This window comes from Streptomyces sp. GLSS-08 (assembly GCF_056387915.1).
Map to the genome: position 1 here is coordinate 397,368 of NZ_JBWJAQ010000001.1, position 24,039 is coordinate 421,406.

General features: G+C 71.6%; 19 protein-coding genes. 9 read left to right on the plus strand and 10 right to left on the minus strand.

What is annotated here, in order from left to right:
* The first annotated feature begins 11 nt into the window (after window positions 1-11).
* Together AC0ZLC_RS01575 and AC0ZLC_RS01580 are read left to right on the plus strand one after the other, a co-directional pair.
* Complete coding sequence (locus AC0ZLC_RS01575) at window positions 12-1,028, plus strand: DUF4349 domain-containing protein (protein WP_476750006.1); 1,017 nt, start codon at window positions 12-14, stop codon at window positions 1,026-1,028.
* Window positions 1,029-1,055: 27 nt separating this feature from the next.
* Window positions 1,056-2,465 carry an FAD-dependent oxidoreductase gene (locus AC0ZLC_RS01580; protein ID WP_476750007.1) on the plus strand — a complete coding sequence of 470 codons (1,410 nt, stop codon included), beginning with the start codon at window positions 1,056-1,058 and terminating at the stop codon, window positions 2,463-2,465.
* Window positions 2,466-2,757: 292 nt separating this feature from the next.
* On the opposite strand, the gene AC0ZLC_RS01585 is transcribed toward AC0ZLC_RS01580, so the two are convergent.
* Window positions 2,758-3,093 (minus strand): hypothetical protein, encoded by a 336-nt coding sequence (locus AC0ZLC_RS01585; RefSeq protein WP_476750008.1) that lies wholly within the window; start codon window positions 3,091-3,093, stop codon window positions 2,758-2,760.
* A gap of 125 nt (window positions 3,094-3,218) precedes the next feature.
* On the opposite strand from AC0ZLC_RS01585, the gene AC0ZLC_RS01590 reads away from it, so the two are divergent.
* Window positions 3,219-4,034 carry a rhomboid family intramembrane serine protease gene (locus AC0ZLC_RS01590; RefSeq protein WP_476750009.1) on the plus strand — a complete coding sequence of 272 codons (816 nt, stop codon included), beginning with the start codon at window positions 3,219-3,221 and terminating at the stop codon, window positions 4,032-4,034.
* A 7-nt stretch (window positions 4,035-4,041) separates the two neighbouring features.
* On the opposite strand, the gene hemE is transcribed toward AC0ZLC_RS01590, so the two are convergent.
* Window positions 4,042-5,112: a uroporphyrinogen decarboxylase gene (gene hemE / locus AC0ZLC_RS01595; RefSeq protein ID WP_388781649.1), complete on the minus strand. Its 1,071-nt coding sequence runs from the start codon at window positions 5,110-5,112 to the stop codon at window positions 4,042-4,044.
* A gap of 154 nt (window positions 5,113-5,266) precedes the next feature.
* On the opposite strand from hemE, the gene AC0ZLC_RS01600 reads away from it, so the two are divergent.
* The 5 genes from AC0ZLC_RS01600 to AC0ZLC_RS01620 all read left to right on the plus strand — a co-directional run bounded on the left by AC0ZLC_RS01600 (window position 5,267) and on the right by AC0ZLC_RS01620 (window position 12,023).
* Window positions 5,267-5,929, plus strand: a complete 663-nt coding sequence (locus tag AC0ZLC_RS01600; protein WP_476750010.1) for a DUF3000 domain-containing protein — start codon at window positions 5,267-5,269, stop codon at window positions 5,927-5,929.
* 373 nt (window positions 5,930-6,302) lie between these two features.
* Window positions 6,303-6,962: a helix-turn-helix transcriptional regulator gene (locus AC0ZLC_RS01605; RefSeq protein WP_358853112.1), complete on the plus strand. Its 660-nt coding sequence runs from the start codon at window positions 6,303-6,305 to the stop codon at window positions 6,960-6,962.
* A 128-nt stretch (window positions 6,963-7,090) separates the two neighbouring features.
* On the plus strand, window positions 7,091-8,374 hold the full coding sequence (locus tag AC0ZLC_RS01610; protein ID WP_476750011.1) for an HRDC domain-containing protein: 1,284 nt from the start codon (window positions 7,091-7,093) through the stop codon (window positions 8,372-8,374).
* Window positions 8,375-8,664: 290 nt separating this feature from the next.
* Entirely contained in the window at window positions 8,665-9,891 is a 1,227-nt protein-coding gene (locus AC0ZLC_RS01615) for a thiolase family protein (protein WP_476750012.1), read from the plus strand.
* Complete coding sequence (locus tag AC0ZLC_RS01620) at window positions 9,888-12,023, plus strand: 3-hydroxyacyl-CoA dehydrogenase NAD-binding domain-containing protein (RefSeq protein WP_476750013.1); 2,136 nt, start codon at window positions 9,888-9,890, stop codon at window positions 12,021-12,023. The genes AC0ZLC_RS01615 and AC0ZLC_RS01620 overlap by 4 nt, the downstream gene beginning before the upstream one ends.
* A 99-nt stretch (window positions 12,024-12,122) precedes the next feature.
* Here AC0ZLC_RS01620 and AC0ZLC_RS01625 read toward each other — a convergent pair whose 3' ends face one another.
* Entirely contained in the window at window positions 12,123-13,136 is a 1,014-nt protein-coding gene (locus tag AC0ZLC_RS01625; RefSeq protein WP_476750216.1) for a PLL family lectin, read from the minus strand.
* A 140-nt stretch (window positions 13,137-13,276) separates the two neighbouring features.
* Between AC0ZLC_RS01625 and AC0ZLC_RS01630 the strand changes: the two genes are divergently transcribed.
* Window positions 13,277-13,651, plus strand: coding sequence for a PIN domain-containing protein (locus AC0ZLC_RS01630; protein WP_476750014.1), 375 nt, complete (start codon window positions 13,277-13,279; stop codon window positions 13,649-13,651).
* Window positions 13,652-13,866: 215 nt separating this feature from the next.
* Here AC0ZLC_RS01630 and AC0ZLC_RS01635 read toward each other — a convergent pair whose 3' ends face one another.
* The 7 genes from AC0ZLC_RS01635 to AC0ZLC_RS01665 all read right to left on the minus strand — a co-directional run bounded on the left by AC0ZLC_RS01635 (window position 13,867) and on the right by AC0ZLC_RS01665 (window position 23,926).
* The gene (locus tag AC0ZLC_RS01635; protein ID WP_476750015.1) at window positions 13,867-15,333 is read right to left on the minus strand and encodes an ArnT family glycosyltransferase; all 1,467 of its coding nucleotides are present in this window, start codon (window positions 15,331-15,333) and stop codon (window positions 13,867-13,869) included.
* A gap of 73 nt (window positions 15,334-15,406) precedes the next feature.
* Entirely contained in the window at window positions 15,407-16,930 is a 1,524-nt protein-coding gene (locus tag AC0ZLC_RS01640) for an amino acid permease (RefSeq protein ID WP_476750016.1), read from the minus strand.
* Window positions 16,931-17,074: 144 nt separating this feature from the next.
* On the minus strand, window positions 17,075-18,997 hold the full coding sequence (dxs, locus tag AC0ZLC_RS01645) for a 1-deoxy-D-xylulose-5-phosphate synthase (protein ID WP_476750017.1): 1,923 nt from the start codon (window positions 18,995-18,997) through the stop codon (window positions 17,075-17,077).
* 228 nt (window positions 18,998-19,225) lie between these two features.
* Window positions 19,226-20,518, minus strand: coding sequence for a sugar ABC transporter permease (locus tag AC0ZLC_RS01650; RefSeq protein WP_476750018.1), 1,293 nt, complete (start codon window positions 20,516-20,518; stop codon window positions 19,226-19,228).
* Complete coding sequence (locus AC0ZLC_RS01655; protein WP_476750019.1) at window positions 20,515-21,306, minus strand: ATP-binding cassette domain-containing protein; 792 nt, start codon at window positions 21,304-21,306, stop codon at window positions 20,515-20,517. Before AC0ZLC_RS01655 ends, AC0ZLC_RS01650 begins: the two co-directional genes overlap by 4 nt.
* A 181-nt stretch (window positions 21,307-21,487) precedes the next feature.
* Window positions 21,488-22,594: a substrate-binding domain-containing protein gene (locus tag AC0ZLC_RS01660; RefSeq protein WP_476750020.1), complete on the minus strand. Its 1,107-nt coding sequence runs from the start codon at window positions 22,592-22,594 to the stop codon at window positions 21,488-21,490.
* A gap of 132 nt (window positions 22,595-22,726) precedes the next feature.
* A complete protein-coding gene (locus AC0ZLC_RS01665; protein ID WP_358853101.1) occupies window positions 22,727-23,926 on the minus strand; it encodes an ROK family transcriptional regulator in 1,200 nt (399 codons plus the stop codon).
* Between the last annotated feature and the right edge of the window lie 113 nt (window positions 23,927-24,039).

The following is a 24,039-nucleotide window of genomic DNA, read 5'->3' on the forward strand; positions in this document are numbered from 1 at the left end:
GGGATGCCCGCATGCAGACACGACGCTCGGTACGACCTGTACAGGCCCTGGCGGGAGTTCTCCTCGCCGCCGCTCTCGCGCTGACGGGGTGCGGCGGCGCCGACGACTCCGGGGGCAGTTCCTCGGACGGCGACTCCAAGGCGTTCGCCCCGGGTGCCCAGGAGGGCGGCAAGGGGGCACGGGACGCCGGCGGGGGCGCCGCGGACCGGAGCAAGGGCGGCACGTCGACGGGCACCGCCGCGCCCGAGCCCGCCGCCAGCCACATCATCCGCACGGCCTCGCTGACGGTCCGGGTCGAGGACGTGCCCGACGCGCTGGCCGACGCCCGCACCACGGCCGAGGACGCGGGGGGTTTCGTCGGCAACGAGACGACGACCCGGGACGGCGGTGGCCGCGAGCGGACCCGGGTGATCCTGCGGGTGCCCACCGACCGGTACGAGGAGGTGCTCGACGAACTGGAGGGCGCCGGCAAGCTCCTCGCCCGTACGGCCAGGGCGCAGGACGTCACCGAGCAGGTCGTCGACGTGGAGAGCCGCGTCAAGTCGCAGCGCGCCAGCGTGACCCGGATCCGCGAGCTGATGGACGAGGCCACCAAGCTCAGCGACGTGGTCGCCCTGGAGGGCGAGCTGAGCAGTCGTCAGGCCGACCTGGAGTCCCTGCTCGCGCAGCAGGCCTCCCTGAAGGACCGTACGAGTCTGGCCACGATCACCCTGTCCCTGTCCGAGAGGCCGGTGAAGGAGGCCGACGGGAAGGACGAGGATCCGGGCTTCCTGGACGCGCTCACGGGCGGCTGGCACGCGTTCGTCACCATGCTGCGCTGGATCGCGGTCGCGTTCGGCGCCGTCCTCCCCTTCCTGGCGGGCGCGGCGCTGCTCGTCCTTCTGTGGGTGCGCGTCGTACTGCCCCGGATGTCCCGCAGGGCCGCCCCGGCACCCTCGGCCGGGACGCTCCCGGCCGCCCCGCCCGTCCCCGAGCAGCCGGGACGGGGCGGGCGGGCCCGCGCGACGGAGGGACGCGAGCGGGACTGAAATGCCGCGTCCCCGTAGCGTGTTCGCATGAGCATGAGCCATGGGAGCGGTACCGGCCGGCGGAAAGAGCGACTGGTCGTGGTCGGTGGCGACGCGGCGGGCATGTCCGCCGCGTCGCAGGCACGCCGGCTGCGGGGTGCGGACGAGCTGGAGATCGTGGCGTTCGAGCGCGGCCACTTCACCTCCTTCTCGGCGTGCGGCATCCCGTACTGGGTGGGCGGTGACGTCGCCGACCGGGACCGGCTGATCGCCCGCACTCCGGACGAGCACCGGGAACGCGGCATCGATCTGCGGATGCGCACCGAGGTCGTGGAGATCGACGTGACGGGTGCCCGGGTCCGCTCCCGGAACCTGGACTCCGGGGCCGAGGAGTGGACCGGGTACGACAAGCTCGTGATCGCGACCGGCGCGCGGCCGGTCCGGCCCGACCTGCCCGGCGTCGACGCGCCCGGAGTGCACGGCGTGCAGACCCTCGACGACGGCCAGGCGCTGCTCGACACGCTGGCCGTCACCGAGGGGCGGCGCGCGGTGGTCGTCGGCGCGGGCTACATCGGCGTGGAGATGGCCGAGGCGCTCATCAGACGCGGCTACGAGGTGACGGTCGTCAACCGCGGCAGGGAGCCGATGTCCACCCTCGATCCCGACATGGGCCGTCTGGTGCGCACGGCCATGGAGGGCATGGGCGTCACCATGGTGAACGACGCCGAGGTCACCAAGATCCTGACCGCCGACGGAGGCCGGGTCCGGGCGGTCGCCACACAGGACGCCGAGTACCCGGCGGACGTGGTGGTGCTCGGCATCGGCGTACGCCCCGAGACCGGGCCGGCCCGGGCGGCCGGGCTGCCCGTCGGCGAACACGGCGGGCTGCTCACCGACCTGGCCATGCGGGTCCGCGGACACGAGAACATCTGGGCGGGCGGCGACTGCGTCGAGGTCCTCGACCTGGTCTCGGGACGCGAGCGGCACATCGCGCTGGGCACGCACGCCAACAAGCACGGGCAGATCATCGGCAGCAACGTGGCCGGCGGGTACGCCGTCTTCCCGGGCGTCGTGGGCACGGCGGTGAGCAAGGTGTGCGAGCTGGAGATCGCCCGCACCGGACTGCGCGAGAAGGACGCCCACCGCGTCGGGCTGCAGTTCGAGACGGTCACCGTCGAGTCGACGAGCCGCGCGGGCTACTACCCGGGCGCCGCCCCCATGACGGTGAAGATGCTCGCCGAGCGCCGCACGGGACGCCTGCTGGGCGTACAGATCGTGGGCCGCGAGGGCGCGGGCAAGCGGGTCGACGTCGCCGCGGTGGCGCTCACCGCGGGCATGACGGTGGAACAGATGACCGCCCTCGACCTGGGCTACGCCCCGCCGTTCTCCCCGGTGTGGGACCCGGTCCTGGTGGCGGCCCGCAAGGCGGTGGCGGCGGTACGCGACAACGCCGGGTGAGCGGCGCGCGTCCCGCCCGGGGTCGCCTCCCGACAGCCCCGGTCACTTCCCTCGGGGCCCGCGCGGCAGCCGTCTCGGGGCGCGGGGAAACGCGGTGACCTCCGTCGCAGCGCGGACGACGGCCCACCCGGGGGCGGGGAACCGCGCGATCCGCCGCAGCGGGACGGGGCAGCACGAGTCGGCGGACCCGCGGCCCTCCGACGGCCCACGCGCCCCCACGCCCGTACCCCGGGTACGGGCGTGCCCGGGAGCCGTCCGTGCCGAGGACCGGCCCGCCCGTGACGGCACGGGCTCACGCCGACTCGTGCTGCCCGGTCCCGTTGATCCGCTCGATGGCCTGCCGGGCCTGCTCCGCGGGCGGCCGTCCCGGCAGCGAGGACACGGACGCCGCCGACGGCATCGACGGGGCTTGCGCGGGCGCCGGTTTCGCGTGCGCCGCCGGCCGGGCCGACCGCAGCCGGTGGCTGACGGCCTCGTCGAGAGTCACCGGCCGCTGCATGCGGGCGGCGAGCCGGCCGGCCTCCTGGCCGAGCGCGGCGAGGTCCTCCCAGGGCAGGTGCAGTACGAGGGCGATCTCGGCCTCGCCGTCGGGCAGGGCGTGCATCGGAGGAGTAACTCGCTCGTTCATCGCCTGTGTCCTCACGTCTTCCTCGCGTCGCGGCTTCCCCGCGCCACGGGCGTCGAGGAGTCATACGCAGGCGCGCACGGACGCGTTCACCGGTTCGCCCCACGGATCGGGGGCAGTAATTTCCTGTGGTCATCCCCGTCCATGACGTGAATCCGGCCCGCCGTACGCCGTACGTGACGTACGCGCTGATCGCCGGCAACGTCCTCGCGTTCCTCCTCACCCCGGGCACCGCCGGATCGTCGGCGGGCCAGAGCGAACTGGCGCAGCTGTGCCATCTGCAGGCCTTCCTCGACCAGTACGCCGCGGTGCCGCAGGAGCTGATCCACCACCACCTGGCACGGACCGTGCCCACGGGCGGGGTCGGGGTCGGCCCGCAGGGACCCGGCTGCCTGGTGGGTCCGCCGGACTACGACAAGTCGCCGCCGCTCTCGGTCCTGACGGCGATGTTCCTGCACAGCGGCCGGCTGCACCTGCTCGGCAACATGCTCTTCCTGCTGATCTTCGGCAACAGCATCGAGGACCGGCTGGGGCGCGTGCGGTTCACGCTGTTCTACGTCGTCTGCGGCTACGCGGCCACGTACGGCTTCGCGCTCCTCAACGACGGCTCGGGAGACCCGCTGATCGGCGCCTCCGGAGCGATCGCCGGGGTCCTCGGCGCGTATCTGGTGCTCTATCCGAGGGTCAGGGTCTGGGTCCTGGTCCCGTTCCTGGTGTTCCTGCCGCTGCGGCTGCCCGCGTGGATCGTGCTGGGCTTCTGGTTCGTGCTCCAGGCGGCGTACTCGTCCGGCGGCGGGGTCTCCGACGCCCGGACGGTGGCGTACGCGGCCCATGTGGCGGGTTTCCTCGCGGGCATGCTGCTGGCCTGGCCGCTGCGCCCGGGCACCCCGCCTCCGCCGGAGCCGCGCAGCCTGCTGTGGGGCCGGCAGGCGCGGCACGCGTGAGGGGCCGTCAGCGGGCGGTGAGCGTGTGGACGTGCTCGACGAGGCGGGTCAGCGCGTCCGGGTCCGTTGTCGGCAGGACGCCGTGGCCGAGGTTGAAGACGTGGCCCTCCAGACCGGCGGCGGCGTCGAGCACCTCGCGGGTTGCCCTCTCCACGGCCTCCGTCGAGGAGAAGAGGACGGCAGGGTCCAGGTTGCCCTGGAGCGCCTTGCCGGGGCCGACGCGGCGGGCGGCCTCGTCGAGCGGGACACGCCAGTCGACGCCGACGACGTCCGCGCCGGCCTCGCCCATGAGGCCGAGGAGTTCCCCGGTGCCGACACCGAAGTGGATGCGCGGGACGCCGTACCCGGCGACGGACTCGAACACCTTCGTCGAGGCGGGCATCACCGAGCGGCGGTAGTCGGCGGGCGCCAGGGCGCCGACCCAGGAGTCGAAGAGCTGGACGGCGCTCGCGCCGGCCTCGATCTGCACCTTCAGGAAGGCGGAGGTGATCTCGGCGAGACGGTCGAGCAGGTCGGCCCACAGCTGCGGGTCGCCGTACATGAGCGCCTTGGTGTGCTCGTGGTTCTTGGACGGGCCGCCCTCCACCAGGTAGCTGGCGAGGGTGAACGGCGCACCGGCGAAGCCGATGAGGGGGGTCTCGCCCAGCTCGGCCGTCAGCAGCCCGATCGCCTCGGTGACGTACGAGACGTCCTCCGGGGTCAGGTCGCGCAACTGCGCGAGGTCGGCGCGCGTGCGGATCGGGTTCTCGACGACCGGGCCGACTCCCGGCTTGATGTCGAGGTCGATGCCGATGGCCTTGAGGGGGACGACGATGTCGCTGAAGTAGATCGCCGCGTCCACGTTGTGCCGGCGGACCGGCTGGAGGGTGATCTCGGCGACCAGCTCGGGCCGCATGCAGGACTCCAGCATGGGGATGCCCTCGCGCACCTTCAGGTACTCGGGGAGTGAGCGCCCGGCCTGCCGCATGAACCACACCGGAGTGTGCGGCACGGGCTCGCGCCTGCACGCCTTGAGGAAGGCGGACTCGTACGTGGCTGTCGGCTGCTGGCCCGGGGGGCGGCGATCGTTGGCACTCACGTCGGAAAGTCTCGCACGGCCCGGCGGCGTCCCGTCCCGGGCACCGGACCGCCACGGCGCGGGACGCGTGTTCGCACGGCGCGATCCGGACAGTGGCGCCGTGCACGGGTGTCTCTCCCTGCGCGAAGGCTCCGTTCCCCTTAATCTTCCCCGCATGGCTGCGGCTCAGGGACGACTGTCGGACGGCGCTGGCGGAATGGACGACTCGAAGGAGGGGGACGGGGATGCGGCGGCGCCGCTGCCCTTCCGGGCCGCCGTCGAGGCGCTGAGAGCCGCGCGCCCGCGGCCGGAGATCGAGATCGACCCGACCCGGCCGCCGCAGCGCCTGGCGCCCTACGCGTACGCCCTGGAGGCCGCGGTCGTCCAGGACGACGAGGATCTGGCCGACGGCCGGCTCATCCTGCTGCACGACCCGGCGGGACACGACGCCTGGCAGGGGTCCTTCCGGCTGGTGACCCTGGTCCGGGCCGAGCTGGAACCGGAGATGGCGGCCGACCCGCTCCTTCCCGAGGTGTGCTGGTCGTGGCTGACCGGCGCGATGCAGGCGCGCGGTCTGTCCTACGGCGAGCCCAGCGGCACCGTCACGCGCGCGAGTTCGCACTATTTCGGCGGCCTCGCGGAGCGCCCGTCCGCCTCCCAGATCGAGATCCGGGCGTCGTGGACGCCGCGCGAGGGGCTGGGCGGTGTCCCGGAGACGGGGGCGCACTTCGCCGCCTGGTGCGATCTGCTGTGCCAGGTCGCCGGGCTCCCGCCGGCCGGTCCGGGCGACGCGTCGGTGGTCACCCTCCCGCAGCGCCGGGGTCCGCAGTCCCGCTGAGTCGCGCGGCGCGGCCCCCGTCCAGCGCACCGGCCTTCCCGGCCGGTGCGCTTCTTGCTGCGCCTGCCCGCCCGCGCCCTCTGGCCGCACGCCCTCCGGGCCCGCACGTCCGGCTGCTTCGCGCGGGCGGCCATTGATCGTCCCTTTGTCGATACGACCACTTTCGGACGCGTAATGACGCGGAACGACTCGGTTCGATCTTCGGATGATCGATAGCGTGTCCGAATTGCACGGATTGTTACTCACTAAATCGTGATCATTCTCTAAAGGCGGACGGGTTTGATGCCGAAGACGTCTGTGACCTTGAAAGCACGGTTCATCCCGGCTTCATCCCCACAGCCGGTCCCCCCGTCCCCGCACCCCAGGAGGCCTGGTGTCCGTTCTCCTTGAGCAGCCCGCAAGCCTGGTCGCCTACCGCCCGAACAAGCCGACCGCCATGGTGGTCGTGGCAGACCCACGGGTCCGTTCCACCGTCACACGCCATCTGTGGGCGCTCGGAGTACGCGACGTCATCGAGGCGTCGTCCGTCGCGGAGGCCCGTCCCCGAATCGGCAACCCGCGCGACATCTGTGTCGCCGAAGTCCACCTGCCCGACGGCAGCGGGCTCACCCTGCTGTCCGAGACCAGAGCCGCGGGCTGGCCCAACGGCCTGGCCCTGTCCGCGGCCGACGACATCGGCGCCGTGCGCAACGCCCTCGCGGGCGGCGTGAAGGGCTACGTCGTCACCGGTACGCGGACGAACCTGGGGCTGCCGAGCCGCCCCGGGGCCTCCCCCCTCGGCGGCGCCGCCCGCATGCACCGCCGTCCCCCGGGTGCCCCGAGCCACCCGGGCGGCTACCGCGAGCTGTCCGGCCGCGAGGTCGAGGTGCTCCGCCTCGTCGCGGAGGGACAGTCCAACAAGGCCATCGGTGTCTCGATGGGCCTGTCCGCACTGACCGTCAAGAGCCACCTCGCCCGGATCGCCCGCAAGCTCGGCACGGGCGACCGCGCCGGCATGGTCGCGGTGGCGCTGCGCACCGGCATCATCCACTGACCCTGCGACGGGTCCTCCCCGACCGTGAACCGGATCCTTCACCGCGGTGACTGGTTTACGCCCCCCGGACGCCCGCCGACGGAACGTTCCGTCGGCGGGCGTCGTCCATCCACGGATACCCTTGACAGGTGACCGACGCCCAAGAGACCGCAGCAGACACCTCACTGCGAACCACCGGAGGCGCCCCTCCGGACGACGTCGAACCGGCGCCGATCCCTTTGCTCGAGCCCCGGGACGGCATTCCGCCCGTGATCGCCGACGATGCTTCGCTCGCCGAGGTGGTCGCCGCCTTCGCCGCCGGCTCCGGCCCCGTGGCCGTGGACGCCGAACGCGCGTCCGGGTACCGATACGGCCAGCGCGCCTATCTGGTGCAGCTGCGCCGCGAGGGCGCCGGCAGCGCACTGATCGACCCCATGGCCTGCCCCGACCTGTCGGGGCTCGGCGAGGCGATCTCCGGAGTGGAGTGGGTGCTGCACGCCGCCACCCAGGATCTGCCGTGCCTGCGCGAAATAGGCATGATCCCCACCCGCCTGTTCGACACCGAGCTGGCCGGCCGCCTGGCCGGGTTCCCCCGGGTCGGGCTCGGCGCGATGGTCGAGGGCGTCCTCGGCTTCGTCCTGGAGAAGGGGCACTCCGCCGTCGACTGGTCGACGCGCCCGCTGCCCGAGCCGTGGCTGCGCTACGCGGCACTCGACGTCGAACTGCTCGTCGACCTGCGGGACGCCCTGGAGAAGGAGCTGGACCGGCAGGGCAAGCTCGAGTGGGCCCGCCAGGAGTTCGACGCGATCGCCCAGGCCGACCCCGCACCGCCCCGCAAGGACCCCTGGCGCCGCACGTCCGGCATGCACAAGGTGCGCAGGCGCCGGCAGCTGGCCGTCGTCCGGGAACTGTGGCAGGCCCGCGACCAGGTCGCCCAGCGACGGGACATCTCGCCGGGCAAGGTCCTCGGGGACGCGGCGATCGTCGAGGCCGCGCTGTCCCTGCCCGCCAACGTGCACGCCCTGGCCGCGCTGAACGGCTTCGGGCACCGCATGGGCCGGCGCCAGCTGGAGCAGTGGCAGAGCGCGGTGGACCGCGCGAGGGCGCTGCCGGACTCCGAGCTGCCGCAGCCCGGGCAGCCGGTCACCGGTCCCCCGCCGCCGCGCGCCTGGGCGGACAAGGACCCGGAGGCCGCGGCCCGGCTCTCCGCGGCGCGGGCCGCGGTGTCGGCGCTCGCCGAGGAGCTGAACATGCCGCAGGAGAACCTGATCGCGCCCGACACCGTCCGCCGGGTCTGCTGGGAGCCGCCGGCGGCGCCCGACGCCGACTCGGTCGCGGCCGCGCTCGCCGGACACGGGGCGCGCCCCTGGCAGGTCGAACAGGTCACCCCGGTTCTGGTGGCCGCGCTGCGGTCCGGCGCGGCCAAGGCCTGACGCATCGGGGCCTGACGCATCGCGGCGGGACGCGATCCCGGCGGGATCGCGTCCCGCCGCGTACGCCGGACCCTTCGTGCGGCCGTTCGGCGACGTCGAGATCACGCCAAGATCCGCGGATGCCTCCGGCGGGACGCCGGAGGTCCACGGCACCCCGGTGGTGTGACCTTCGCCGCTCCCGGCCGGGGGACTGGGCAGCATGGTTACCCGCAAGTAGCATGAGGGGTGAGCGCGCGCTCAGGCGTATGCGCCGCGCAGCAGTGCCATCCCGCATCTGGAGGAGAGCCATCGTGCCTCGTACCGTCAGGGACGTCGTCTTCGTCGACGGCGTCCGCACCCCGTTCGGCAAGGCGGGCCCGAAGGGCATCTACCACGAGACCCGGGCCGACGACCTCGTCGTGAAGGCGATCCGGGAGCTGCTGCGCCGCAACCCCGGCCTGGACCCCGCGAAGATCGACGAGGTCGCCATCGCCGCGACCACGCAGATCGGTGACCAGGGTCTGACGCTCGGCCGCACGGCCGGCATCCTCGCCGGGCTCCCCCAGTCGGTCCCGGGCTACTCCATCGACCGCATGTGCGCGGGCGCCCTGACCGCCGTCACGGCCACCGCGGGCTCCATCGCCTTCGGCGCGTACGACGCCGTCATCGCCGGCGGTGTCGAGCACATGGGCCGTCACCCGATGGGCGAGGGCGTCGACCCGAACCCGCGGTTCGTGTCGGACAAGCTGGTCGACGAGTCGGCCCTGTTCATGGGCATGACCGCGGAGAACCTGCACGACCGCTACCCCCACATCACCAAGCAGCGCGCCGACGAGTACGCCGTGCGTTCGCAGGAGAAGGCCGCCAAGGCGTACGCCAACGGCAAGATCCAGCAGGACCTGGTGCCGATCTCGGTGCGCAACACCAACGCGGAGGTCGGTGAGACCGGCTGGGGCCTGGTCACCGCCGACGAGCCGATGCGCCCGGGCACCACGCTGGAGAACCTGTCCGGCCTCAAGACGCCGTTCCGCGTGCACGGCCGGGTCACCGCGGGCAACGCGGCCGGTCTGAACGACGGCGCCACCGCGTCGATCATCGCGTCCGAGGACTTCGCCCGCGAGCACGACCTGCCGGTCAGGATGCGCCTGGTCTCGTACGCCTTCGCGGGCGTCGAGCCCGAGGTGATGGGCTACGGCCCGATCCCCGCCACCGAGAAGGCCCTCGCCAAGGCCGGACTCTCGATCGAGGACATCAACCTCTTCGAGATCAACGAGGCGTTCGCCGTCCAGGTCCTGGCCTTCCTGGACCACTACGGCATCGCGGACGACGACGCGCGCGTCAACCAGTACGGCGGCGCCATCGCGTTCGGTCACCCGCTCGCCTCCTCCGGCGTCCGTCTGATGACGCAGCTGGCCCGCCAGTTCGAGGAGCAGCCGGAGGTCCGTTACGGCCTCACCACCATGTGCGTCGGCTTCGGCATGGGCGCCACGGTGATCTGGGAGAACCCGCACCACAAGGACGCCGGAGGCGACAAGTGACCACCGCTGAACTCCTGAAGGGCGCAGCCGAGCTGTTCCCCGACGAGGTCGTGACCTCGGCGCACGTACGCCACCTCGACCTGCCGTTCAACGCCGGGCGCTTCGCGCTCGTCACGCTGGACAACGGCTTCGACCACACCAAGCCGACCACCTTCGGCCCGCAGTCGCTCGCGAACCTCAACGCCGCGCTCGACCAGGTCGAGAAGGAGGCCGCGGCCGGCGAGATCGTCGGTGTCGGCCTCACCGGCAAGCCGTTCATCTTCGCGGTCGGCGCCGACCTCAAGGGCGTCGAGCTGCTGAAGAACCACGACGACGCGCTCGCCATCGGCAAGGGCGGCCACGAGGTCTTCAAGCGCCTGTCCGGCCTCGCGGTCCCCACCTTCGCCTACTACAACGGCGCGGCCATGGGCGGCGGCGTCGAGGTCGGCCTGCACTGCAGGTACCGCACGGTGTCGGCGTCCATCGCGGCCTTCTCCCTCCCCGAGGTCTTCCTCGGCCTGGTCCCCGGCTGGGGCGGCTGCGCCCTGCTGCCGAACCTGATCGGTGCCGACAAGGCCGTCTCGGTGATCATCGAGAACTCGCTCAACCAGAACAAGCAGCTCAAGGGCCACCAGGTCTACGAACTGGGCATCGCCGACGCCCTGTTCGAGGGTGCCGACTTCCTGGAGCAGTCGCTGCTGTGGACGGCGTCCGTCCTGAAGGGCGAGATCGTCGTCGAGCGTCCGGAGATCGACCGCGGCGAGGCCTGGGACCAGGCCGTCGCCAAGGGCCGCTCCATCGCGGACGGCAAGGTGCACGGCGCGGCCCCGGCCGCCTACCGCGCGCTCGACATCATCGCCGCCGCCAAGAACGGCGACCTCCAGCAGGGCTACGACGCCGAGGACCTGGCGCTCGCCGACCTGATGATGGGCGGTGAACTGCGCGCCGGCATCTACGCGTTCAACCTGGTGCAGAAGCGCGGCAAGCGCCCCGCCGGCGCGCCGGACAAGTCGCTGGCCCGTCCGGTCACCAAGGTCGGTGTCGTCGGCGCCGGTCTGATGGCCTCCCAGCTCGCGCTGCTCTTCCTGCGCCGCCTGGAGGTCCCGGTCGTCCTCACGGACATCGACCAGGAGCGGGTCGACAAGGGTGTGGGCTACGTCCACGCCGAGATCGACAAGCTGCTCGGCAAGGGCCGCGTCAACCAGGACAAGGCCAACCGCCTCAAGGCGCTGGTGAGCGGTGTCCTGGACAAGGCCGAGGGCTTCGCGGACGCCGACTTCATCATCGAGGCCGTGTTCGAGGAGATCGGCGTCAAGCAGCAGGTGTTCGCGGAGGTCGAGGCGGTCGCCCCGGCGCACGCGATCCTCGCCACCAACACCTCCTCGCTCTCCGTCTCGGAGATGGCGTCGAAGCTGAAGAACCCCGAGCGGGTCGTGGGCTTCCACTTCTTCAACCCGGTCGCGATCCTCCCGCTGCTGGAGATCGTGCGCGGCGAGCAGACCGACGACGCCGCGCTCGCCACGGCGTTCGCCGTCGCCAAGAAGCTGAAGAAGACGGCGGTCCTGGTGAAGGACGCCCCGGCGTTCGTCGTGAACCGCATCCTCACCCGCTTCATGGGCGAGATCCAGAACGTCATCGACGAGGGCACCCCGGTCGAGGTCGCGGAGAAGGCGGTGGAGCCCCTGGGCCTGCCGATGTCTCCCCTGGTCCTGCTGGAGCTGGTCGGCCCTGCGATCGGTCTGCACGTCTCGGAGACCCTCAACCGGGCCTTCCCGGACCGGTTCACGGTGTCCCCGAACCTGGCGGCGGTCGTCAAGGCGGGCAAGCGGGGCTTCTACGTGTACTCCGCCGAGAACGGGTTCAAGCCGGAGCTGGACCCGGAGGTCGCCGCGCTGCTCAAGCAGGGCGACGTCGTCCTGACCGAGGAGCAGGTCCGTGACCGCGTGCTCGACGCCGTCGCCCAGGAGATCGGGCTCATGCTCGACGAGGGTGTCGTCGCCGAGGCGCAGGACATCGACCTCTGCCTGATCACCGGCGCCGGCTGGCCCTTCCACCTGGGCGGCATCACGCCGTACCTGGACCGCGAGGGCGTCTCGGAGCGGGTGAACGGCAAGCGGTTCCTGGAGCCCGGCGTGGCGAGCGTTCCCGCCTAGCCGGACCTACGATCCGTACGTTGCCCGGCACACCGACTGGCGTGCCGGGCAACGGCGTTCACGGGGCCGGCCGACCGGGGTCCGTGCCGGGACGCGGCGTCACACCGCCCGCCACGCCTCCAGCGCGAGGCCCGGTTCGTCCTTGCGGCGGGTGAGCAGGAGTTCACCGGCCGGGGCGAGCGTCGCCGCGACCACCCGGCCCTCCTCGTCCCGGGCCAGCGAGACCCGGGCCCCGTCCGGCAGCCGGGGCCCCGAGGGGGCCCACCAGGCGCCCGCGGACTCGTCCTCGGTCGGATAGGCGGCGAAGGCGACCCGGCCGTCGGCGGCGACCTGGGCGAGCAACGTGCAGTCGTGGCCGTCCAGTTCGGTGCGTACGGCCGTCACAGGGCCCGGTCCCGCGGCGGAGAGCAGCGTGACGGGCCCGGTGCCGGGACGCCAGACGCACAGATCCCCGGACTCGTCGGTGAAGAACAGGGAGGTGCGCCCGGGCGAGGTGGCCAGCGCCCGGAGCGTGCCCGGCCGCACCGGTGCCTCCGTGACGTCCTCCAGGACCGGCTGCTTGCCCGGTTCCTCCTGCCGCCAGTGCAGGAGCGCGCCGGGAGCGGACGCGTACAGCTCCACGCGTCCCGACTCCCCCGTCACGGCCGTCAGGGCGGTGTGGACGTCCTGCCCCGCGAGGTCCCGCCACGGCCCCCAGCCGCCCTTCTCCTTCTGGCCGAGCATGCTCACCCCGCCGCCCTTGTTGCGCACGAAGACGTGGGCCCGCCCCTGTGCGTCGACGGCGACGGCCGGGGTTCCGGTGCGGTCGCCGGTCCTGTCCGGGTGTCCGAGCGGGACCCAGTCGAGGGCGGCGAGGTGGGCTCGGTAGTGCGTGGAGTGGACGAGTCCCGACTCCCCGGGGACGGTCGGCCGCCAGGACACCAGGTGGGCGTAGCCGTCCGCGCCCCGGCCGACGGCGAGCACGGGGTGCAGGCGCTGGTCGCCGCCGACGACGCGTGCGGGGTCCCACGGGCCGCCGGGTCCGCGCTCGGCCCGGCACCGGACATCGGCGTCCGACGGCACGTACACACTCAGCCTGCCGTCGCGCCCGCGCAGGAACCAGTCCCCGTTCACCACCGTCGCCACGGGCTCACTCTAATTCGGCGTCCCTGCCGGCGCGGACGGGGCCTCCCCCTGTTCCGGGCCCCGCCGTGTCCGCCGGTCCGGGTACCCGCCCGGCCCCGGCTCTCGGGCACTCTGGCAGGGTGGTTTCCATGACGACCCTGCTCATCGTCGACGGCGCGAACGTGGTGGGCTCGGTGCCCGACGGGTGGTGGCGCGACCGCCGGGGTGCCGCCGTGCGCCTGCGGGACCGGCTGACCGGCTGCGCGGAGCGGGGGCTGCCCGGCCGCCCCGGCCCCCTGGAGGTCGTCCTGGTGCTGGAGGGCGCCGCGCGCGGTGTGGAGTCCGTGCCGGGAGTGCGCGTCGAGGAGGCCCCCGGCAGCGGCGACGACCGCATCGTGGAGCTGACGTCCGCCTCCCTGGGCCGCGCCCGCCTCGTCGTCACCGCCGACCGCGAACTGCGCCGCCGGGTGACCGCCCTCGGCGCGGAAGTGGTGGGCCCGCGCGCGGTGAACGGCCGGGCCTGACGCCCAGGGGGTACGGCCCGCCCCGCCGCCGAGCGCGTACGGCGGGCCCCGGTCGGCGGGAACGACCCGGCCCCGATCCGGCGCGTACGGTTTGCCCCCCACCCGGCGCGCGTACGGCCGCCCCCGACGTCCCGGGCGTACGGTCCGCCCCGGCTTCACGAACGTACGGCCGGAACCGCGTGCGTACGGCCCGCCCCCGCCCGGCGTCCGTACGGTCAGTTCCGGCCTCGCGCGGGTACGTACAGCACCGCGCCCGCCACCTCCCCCACCGCCTCGTACCGGGCCGCCAGCAGCCGGCGCAGTGACGGCACGCGCTCCGGCCGGTACGGCCCGTCGCCCGAGTCGTCGACGATCAGGGTCGGCGGACGAGCGGCCAGTTCCTCGCGGAAGACCGGCCAGGCGCCCTCCACGCCGTACTTCTCGCCGACCCGGGGGCCGCTGCGGCCGCCGCTGTAGTTGGTGAGGAGGCCCGCGGTCAGATAGCGGCTGGCGGGGGCACGGCCGGCGAGCCAGTAGACCTCCGGGTGTATGCCCCACACCAGGACGCGGTCGCCGGGTTCCGTCCGGCGGGCCACCGTGTCCGCGAGGCGCTGGGCGTGCGTGAGGCCGGACCGGGGGGCCAGCACGCCCCACGTCAGGAACAGCGCGCAGCAGCAGACCGACGTCACGACGGCGCGCACCCACCGCACGCGCGGCAGGCTCTGCAGTGCCGCCGTCGCCAACAGCGCCATCGGCGGGACGAGTTGCAGGTAGTAGTGCCCGAAGAAGTGGAATCCCAGGCACACCGCGGCCGCCGAGGAGGCGAGCCACAGCCAGAGTTCCGCCGGACCGCTGCGGGCGAGGCGCAGCACGCGGACGACCGGCGGGATCAGCCCCGCGCAGGCCACGGCCAGGATCGCGGTGTTGACCGAACCCCGTGCCAGCACGTGCAGTTCGGAACCGGTGAAGCTGGCGTACGCGCCCGACCCGGTGACCGTCCAGAACAGGAAGCCCGACGGGTCGGTGAGCAGTGCGGCGCCCAGCACCGGCACCGTCGCGCCCAAGCCCGTACGCAGCAGGGCTGTTCGTGGGCCGGCGTCCCGGTACAGCAGCCACAGCACCGGCACGAGCACCGCTCCGCCGGTCTGTTTCATGAGGAACGCGCACGCGACGGCCGCACCGGCCGCACCCCAGCGGCGCCGGTCCGCGCACCACATCGCCGCGGCCGTGCACGGCAGCATGAACACCTCGAAGGTCGCGGCCTGCGCGTCCTCGGGGTTGAGCCCGACGGAGGCCAGCAGGTACAGCGCTCCCGCCGTACGGCCGGCCGTGTCCCCCCACCGGCGCCGGGCCAGGGACGCCAGGAGTACGGCGGTCAGCAGCTGCGCCAGGGCCGCGAGGACCCGTACCGGGGTCAGCGAGTCCGAGCCGAAGAGCGCGAAGGCGCCCTCGTACAGCCACGGCACCAGCGGCGGCTTGCGGTCCACGACCGTCTCGTACAGCTCTCCCCCGTCGGCGAGCAGCCGCGCCTGTACGGCGAGATACCCCTCGTCCGGGTTCCACAGCGGCCGCAGGAAGGAGGGAACGCGCGTGACGCAGGTCAGCAGCGCCAGCGCGGGGAGCAGCCGTCCCCAGTAGCCGGGGTCCGTGCGCCTCCGGAGCGCGGGGGCGGAGCGGGGCGGGGCGAGGGGGCCGGCGGGCATACGGTGCACGCTATCCGGCCCCGCGGTCTCCGCCGGAGCGGGACATACGGGGCCGGGGCGGGAATCGGTCGGATCACTCGGTGGTGCGGCCGGGCGGGGGAACCGCGCCGCCCGCCGCGGCCTCCTGGCTCCTGCCGAGGCGGCTGTGCGAACGCCCGTACAGGAAGTACACGAGGAAGCCGATCAGCATCCAGATGCCGAACCGCAGCCAGGTCTCGGCGGGCAGGTTCAGCATGAGCCACAGCGAGGCGAGGACCGACAGGATCGGCAGGACGGGCACCAGCGGGGTGCGGAAGGAGCGGGGCAGCTCGGGACGCGTACGGCGCAGGATGATCACGCCGATGGCGACGACGACGAAGGCGAACAGCGTGCCGATGTTCACCAGCTCGGCGAGTTCACTCAGGCTGGTGAAGCCGGCGACGATCGCGATGATGACGCCGAGCAGGATGGTCGGCCGGTGCGGGGTCCTGAAGCGCGGGTGGACCCGCGAGAAGAAGCGGGGCAGCAGTCCGTCGCGGCTCATCGCGAAGAAGACCCGGGTCTGTCCGAGCAGCAGGATCATGCAGACGGTGGTGAGGCCGACGGCGGCCCCGAAGCTGATGAAGCCGGCGAACCAGGGGTGTCCGGTGGCCTTGAAGGCGTCGGCGAGCGGGGCGTCCACGGACAGCTGCTTGTAGTTCTGCATGCCGGTGACGACGATCGACACGGCGACGTACAGCGTGGTGCAGATGATGAGCGAGCCGAGGATGCCGCGGGGCATGTCGCGCTGCGGGTTCTTCGTCTCCTCGGCGGCCGTGGCCACGACGTCGAAGCCGATGAAGGCGAAGAAGACGACCGAGGCTGCGGTGAAGATGCCCAGCACGCCGAAGTTGGAGGGCGCCCAGCCGAACATCAGCTGGATGAGCGGGGAGTCGAGGCCGCCGCCCGCCTCCACGGGCTTCGCCTTCGGGACGAACGGGTCGTAGTTCTTGCCCTCGATGAAGAAGGCGCCGGCGACGATCACGACCAGGACGACCGTCACCTTGATGGCGACCACGACGGCGGTGACCCGCGCGGAGAGCTTCGTGCCGACCACGAGGATGGCGGTGAGCACCAGGACCAGGGCGGCGGCGAGGACGTCGAAGCCGAAGCCGTCGGCGCCCTCCCGTCCGCTGAGCGCCGCGGGCAGATGCCACCCGGCGTTGTCGAGCAGCGAGGCGACGTACCCGGACCAGCCGACCGCGACCACCGCCGTGCCGAGGGCGAATTCGAGGACAAGGTCCCAGCCGATGGTCCAGGCGGGCAGTTCGCCGAGGGAGGCGTACGAGAAGGTGTACGCCGAACCGGCGACCGGGACCGTGGACGCGAACTCGGCGTAGCACAGGGCGGCGAGCGCGCAGACGACGCCGGCCACCACGAAGGCCAGGGCGACCGCGGGACCGGCGTTGTTCTTCGCGACCGTGCCGGTGAGGACGAAGATGCCGGTGCCGATGATGACACCCACACCGAAGACGGTGAGATCCAGAGCGGACAGCGACTTCTTGAGTGCGTGCTCCGGCTCCTCAGTGTCCGAGATCGACTGTTCGACTCTCTTCGTCCTGAAGAGGGTGCTGCTCACGGGCGTACCTCCCACGCTTGTCGTGCTCGACATGATGCGAGGGGGCTCCCGCTGCGCATGCCGCGGCGCGTGGAGGTTCACGCGAACGGGCCGGTTCCACCACCCTTACAGGGCGGGGAACCGGCCCGACGGACCAGTGGCGCGTCAGTCGCGGGCGGACTCCACGGCGTGGGCCGCCGGGCGCTCGAACCGTCCGTCCAGCTTGGCGACGAGACCGGTGACCTGCCGGGCGATGTCCGGGGCGGTCAGGCCGATCTCCGCCATGACCTCCTTGCGGGAGGCGTGGTCGAGGAAGCGCGGCGGGATGCCGAAGTCGCGCAGCGGCACATCGACTCCGGCGTCGCGCAGGGCCTGCGCGATCGTCGAACCGACACCGCCGACCCGGGAGTTGTCCTCGACGGTGACGACCACACGGTGCTGCTCGGCGAGCGGGGCCATCGCCTCGTCGACGGGCTTGACCCAGCGCGGGTCGACGACGGTCGTGGAGATGCCCTGCTGGTCGAGGAGGCCGGCGATCTCCAGGCACATGGGCGCGAGGGCGCCGACGGAGACGAGCAGCACGTCGGGTGCGTCCGTGCCGGGTGCGCGCAGGACGTCCATGCCGCCGACTCGGCCCACCGCGGGTACCGCCGGGCCGACCGCGCCCTTGGAGAAGCGGACCACCGTCGGCGCGTCGTCGACCTCCACGGCCTCGCGCAGCTGGGCGCGGACCTGGTCGGCGTCGCGCGGGGCGGCCAGCCGCAGGTTCGGGACGACCTGGAGGATCGACATGTCCCACATGCCGTTGTGCGAGGCGCCGTCGGTGCCGGTGATGCCGGCGCGGTCCAGCACGAAGGTGACGCCGCACTTGTGCAGGGCGACGTCCATGAGGACCTGGTCGAAGGCGCGGTTGAGGAAGGTCGCGTAGACGGCGAAGACGGGGTGCAGCCCGCCGGTGGCGAGGCCGGCCGCGGAGACGGCCGCGTGCTGCTCGGCGATGCCGACGTCGTACACCCGCTTGGGGAAGGCCTTGGCGAACTTGTCGAGGCCGACCGGCTGGAGCATGGCGGCCGTGATGGCGACGACGTCCTCGCGCTCCCGGCCGAGCTTGACCATCTCCTCGCCGAAGACCGAGGTCCAGTCGGCGCCGGAGGTGGAGATCGGCAGGCCCGTGTCCGGGTGGATCCTGCCGACGGCGTGGAAGCGGTCGGCCTCGTCCTGGAGGGCCGGCTGGTAGCCGCGGCCCTTCTCGGTGAGGCAGTGCACGATGACCGGGCCGCCGAAGCGCTTGGCACGGGCGAGCGCCGACTCCAGGGCCTCGATGTCGTGGCCGTCGATCGGGCCGACGTACTTCAGGCCGAGGTCCTCGAACATGCCCTGCGGGGCGATGAAGTCCTTGAGGCCCTTCTTGGCGCCGTGCAGGGTCTCGTAGAGGGGCCGGCCGACGACCGGGGTGCGCTCCAGGAGGTCCTTGCCGCGGGCCAGGAAGCGCTCGTAGCCGTCGGTGGTGCGCAGGGTCGCGAGGTGGTTGGCGAGGCCGCCGATGGTGGGGGCGTAGGAGCGCTCGTTGTCGTTGACGACGATGACCAGGGGGCGGTCCTTGGCGTCGGCGATGTTGTTGAGCGCCTCCCAGGCCATGCCGCCGGTGAGGGCGCCGTCGCCGATGACCGCGACGACGTGGTCGTCCCGCTCCAGGACCTGGTTGGCCTTCGCCAGGCCGTCGGCCCAGCCGAGGACGGTGGAGGCGTGGCTGTTCTCGATGACGTCGTGCTCGGACTCGGCCTGCGAGGGGTAGCCGGAGAGGCCGCCCTTCATCTTCAGCTTCGAGAAGTCCTGGCGGCCGGTGAGCAGCTTGTGGACGTAGGACTGGTGGCCCGTGTCCCACAGGACCCGGTCCTTCGGCGACTCGAAGACGCGGTGCAGGGCGATGGTCAGCTCTACGACACCGAGGTTCGGGCCGAGGTGGCCGCCGGTCTTGGAGACCTCTTCGACCAGGAAGGTCCTGATCTCCTCGGCCAGCTGCGTCAGCTCTTCCAGGCTGAGCCGGTCCAGATCGCGCGGTCCCCTGATGCGGGTCAGCAGCGGCACCCGTGCCTCCTTGCAATAGAGCTGTTCGAGCTTTGCCGGGTCTGTCGAGTCTAATGTTCCGCCTCTGCCGCCGGTGCCGGGGCCATGCGTTGTACGTCACGCGAACGGTCTTACCCATTCTCGTACAAACGTTCCGCCGCGAGACGTCGGGGTGCGGGGACGGCGAAGTGCCCGGCACCGCCATGGGTGCCGGGCACTTCGGTCCGGGGCCGGAAGGAGCCGGGGCTGCTAGGCGCGGCCCGCGGTCTTCTGGGTCTTGCGGGTGACGGAGTCGATGACGACGGTCGCCAGCAGAACACCACCGGTGATCATGTACTGGATCGGCGTGGCGATGCCTTCGAGGGCCAGGCCGTACTGGATCGAGGTGATCACCATGACGCCGAGCAGGGCGTTCCACGTGCGGCCGCGGCCGCCGAAGAGGCTGGTGCCGCCGATGACGGCCGCCGCGATGACGTTCATCAGGAGGTCACCGGCACCGGCGCTCTGGTTGGCAGCGGCGATCTTGGACGACCAGAACAGACCGCCGACGGCGGCGAAGAAGCCCGCGATCGCGAAGACCGAGATCCGCACGGCCGTGACGTTGATGCCGGCACGGCGGGAGGCCTCGACGCTCCCGCCGAGCGCGAAGATCTTGCGGCCGTATCCCGTGCGGCGCAGCAGGAAGTCGGAACCGACCAGAACCACCAGGAAGAGCAGCAGGGCCAGGGGCATGCCCTTGTACTGGTTGAACATGATTGCCGCGGCGTATCCGACGATCGCGAGGAGCACCGTGCGCAGCACGATCTCGCTGAGCGGCCGGGACGGGACGCCCGCGGCCTCGCGGCGCCGGCTGTCCAGGAACGAGGTGACGAAGAAGACCGCGACCGCGACCGTGGCGAGGCCGTAGGCCACCGCGACGTCCGAGAAGTAGTACGTGGTCAGCTTGCCGACCACGCCGTCGCTGTCGATGTTGATCGTGCCGTTCTCGCCCAGGATCTGGAGCATGAAGCCGAGCCAGAACAGCAGGCCGGCCAGGGTGACCGCGAACGCGGGCGCCCCGATCCTGGCGAAGAAGAAGCCGTGGATCGCGCCGATGGCCGCGCCGCTGGCGAGCGCGATGACCACCGCGAGCCACTCGTTCATGCCGTGCGTGACGCTGAGCACGGCGGTGATGGCGCCCGCGACACCGCTGACCGAGCCGACCGACAGGTCGATCTCACCGAGCAGCAGCACGAAGATGATGCCGACGGACATCATGCCGGTGGCGACCATCGCGACCGCGATGTTGTTGAGGTTCTCGGAGGAGAGGAACGCCGAGTTCAGGCTCTGGAAGATCGCGCAGATGACGATCAGACCGACGACGACCGGGAGGGAACCCAGGTCGCCTGCGCGCATCTTGCGCTTGAACTCGTCGAGGTAGCCGGCGAAGCCGCGCTCGCGCACGAGCAGCCGGGGGTCGACGGCGGTCACCGCGGCGGCGGCGGCCTCGGGGTTCTCGACTGCGTGCTCGTCGGAGGTGGCGGAGGTCTTGTCGATGCTCACTTCTGAGCCTCCCCGTTGCTGCGCGCCGCACGACGGGTCACGGCGTTGTCCGTGGCACCGGTGATGGCGGAGATGATCTCTTCCTGCGAGGTCGTCTTGACCTCGAAGATGCCGTTGTTCCGGCCGAGCCGGAGCACGGCGACCTTGTCGGCGACAGCCTTCACGTCGGCCATGTTGTGGCTGATGAGGAGGACTGCGTGGCCGCGCTCGCGCAGCCGCTCGACCAGGTCGAGGACCTGTGCGGTCTGTTCCACACCGAGGGCCGCGGTGGGCTCGTCGAGGATGACCAGCTTGGGCTCGCCGAGCATGGAACGGGCGATGGCCACGGTCTGGCGCTGACCGCCGGAGAGCGAGGCGATCGGGATGCGCACGCTGGGGATGCGGATCGACAGCGTCTGGAGCAGCTCGCGGGAGCGGCGCTCCATCTCGACCTCGTTCAGGATGCCGCGCTTCTTCAGCTCACGGCCCAGGTAGAGGTTGCCGACGACATCGATGTTGTCGCACAGCGCGAGGTCCTGGTAGACCGTCGCGACGCCCAGGTTCTGCGCGTCGTGCGGCTTGTTGATCTGTACGGCCTTGCCGTCCCACTCGATGACGCCTTCATCGATGGGATGCACGCCGGCGATCGTCTTGACCAGCGTGGACTTTCCGGCGCCGTTGTCGCCCACCAGGGCGACCACTTCACCGGCGTGGACCTCAAGCTCTACGTCGGTGAGCGCCTGGACGGCACCGAACCGCTTGGAGACTCCGCGCAACGCCAGCACGGGCGTAGCGGACACGTGAACCATCTCCTTCGCCGCCTGGCCGGGCGGGAGGTTGTGCAGAAGTGTGGGAGGGGGTTGTTCGCTCCGGCGCCCCGCCCGAGCTTGCGGGGCTGGTGAGTGCGGGGCGCCGGAGGAGCTCTTGTGCGCAGGTCCCGTGGGGGAATCCGGGAGCGGATTCCCCGTACGGGAAGGAACCTGCCGCTGGCTACTTCAGGCCGGCCTTGTCGCAGGCGGCCTTGTACTTGGCGGTGCAGATGTCGTTGACCGTGTAGACGCCGTCCTTGACGACGGTGTCCTTGACGTTGTCCTTGGTCAGCGAGGTGACGGGGACGAGCACCGACGGGACACCCTTGGTGGTCGGGCTGTCGACCGAGTCCTTGGCGACGTCGCCGAGGTCCTTGCCCTGGGCGAGCGCGACGGCCATCTCGGCGGCGGCGTCGGCCTCGGGGGCGTAGGGCTTGTAGACGCTCATGTACTGCTCACCGGCGATGATGCGCTGCACGCCCGCGAGCTCGGCGTCCTGGCCGGTGACCGGCGGGAGCGGTGTGACGCCCGCGGCCTTGAGGGCGGTGATGATGCCGCCCGCCATGCCGTCGTTCGCCGAGTACACGCCGACGATGTTCTTCTTGCCGACCGCGGAGATCGCCGCGTCCATGTTGCTGTTGGCGTTCTCCGGCTTCCACTCCTTGGTGTCGTACGACTTCGCGATGGCGACCTTGCCCTTGAGCTCGGCCAGCGCGCCCTTCTTGAAGAGGGCGGCGTTCGGGTCGGTGATCGCGCCGTTCATCATGACGATCTTGGCGGAGGGCTTGGCCTTGTCACCCAGGGCCTCCAGGAGCGCCTTGCCCTGGACGTGACCGACCTCTTCGTTGTCGAAGGAGGTGTAGGCCTTGATCGGGCCCTCGGCGAGGCGGTCGTACGCGACGACCGGGATGCCGGCCTCGTCGGCCTTCTTCACCGAGTTGGCGATGGCCTTGGAGTCGACGGCGTCGACGATGAGGACGTCCACCTTGTTGGTGATCATCGTGTCGACCTGCTGCGACTGGGTGGTCGCGTCCTGCTTGGCGTTGGCGTAGACGACCTCGCCCTTGTTGTTCGTCAGCTCCTTGATCTTCTTCTCGATCAGGGGCTTGTCGAACTTCTCGTAACGCGCGGTCTGGTTCTCCGGGAGGAGCAGACCGACCTTGATCGCGTCACCCTTCTTGGCCGAGCTCGAACTGTCACTTCCACCGTCGGCCTTGTCCGCACTGCCACAAGCGGCCAGCGAAACGGCCATCGCACCAGCGGCAACGGCTACAGCTGCACTACGCATACGCGTGTTCACTTAAGAACCTCCCTGACGAGGCCGCGACGTTGCGGCCGAGGTGGCTGGAAGTCAACTCGGCCGCACGTGCGACGTCAAGAAGTAAATCCTTAACGAGATGGCAACGGTGCCATCCGTTCTCTAAGTGAAGGCAGGCGTGGCGGCTGTCAGAGACCCGTCCAAAAGGGTCGAATCACCCATCTCGCTGAGCGCGAGAGCGAGTGCCCCGAGGACCTCCGCACGGCCTCCAAGAGCCCCTGGCAACACCGAGAGTTGACGCGCGGCGCTGGGGATCGCGTACCGGCCGACCGACTCCCTGATGGGCCCGAGCACCAGCTCCCCGGCCTCGGCGAGATCGCCGCCGAGAACCACCCGGCTCGGGTTCAGCAAGTTACAGAGATTCGCGACTCCACTGCCGATGTGGCGGCCGACGTCGGCGATCACCCGACGGCAGCCCGGATCACCGTCCCGCGCCAGCCTGACGACGCCTTCCATGGTCAGATCCGTACCGTGACTGGACTGGAGGAGCGGCAGCACATAGCGCGCCGCCGCGAAGGTCTCCAGGCAGCCGCGGTTACCGCAACGGCAGACCGGGCCGGACTCGTCAAGAGTAATATGCCCGATTTCTCCCGCCGTGCCACCCGGGCCGCGGTAGATCTTGCCGCTGATCACCAGACCGGCTCCGACACCGCTGGCGACCTTGATGTACGCCAGGTCCCTGACGCCCCGGCCGCTCCCCCACACCAGCTCGCCGAGGGCGCCCAGGTTCGCGTCGTTGTCCACGTGCACGGGCACGCCGAGCCGCCCCCGCAGCTCCTCCGCGGGCCGCGCGCCGGTCCAGCCCGGCAGGATCGACGTGGAGCCCAGCGTGCCGGACTCCACGTCGATCGGGCCGGGCACGCCGAGGCCCACGCCGGCGATCTTCGACCGGTCGACTCCTGTCGCCGCGATCAGGCGGCTGACCAGTTCCTCGGCCCGGTCGAAACCCTGCGGCGCGGAGGCGTCGACATCCAGGGGCTCGGACTCCTCGGCGAGCACCTGATGGGCCAGATTCCCGATCGCGACGCGCAAATGCGTGTGCCCGAAGTCCACGCCGATGACGATGCCGGCGTCGCCGCTGAGCGACACGCTGCGGGCTCTGCGACCGCCCGCCGACGTGGGCGTGACCTCGACCGTTCCCCCGTCCTTCAGCTCCCGCACGATGTTGGAGACCGTCGCTGCGGACAGGCCCGTCGTCCTCGCGATCTCCGCCTGCGTGAGCGACCCGGCAAGGCGCACCGCACGGACGACGCGCTCCAGATTTGCTCGGTGCAGTGACGACTGCGACCCCGGAGTCTCCATCGACTCATCCACTCCTGCCCTCAGCCGGACGGCCACGAAGCCGCCCGTGTGACCCGGGCCACAGCAGCGGGACCCGGGTCACTTACAAGTTGTGAACTCCAAGCTCCGCTGAA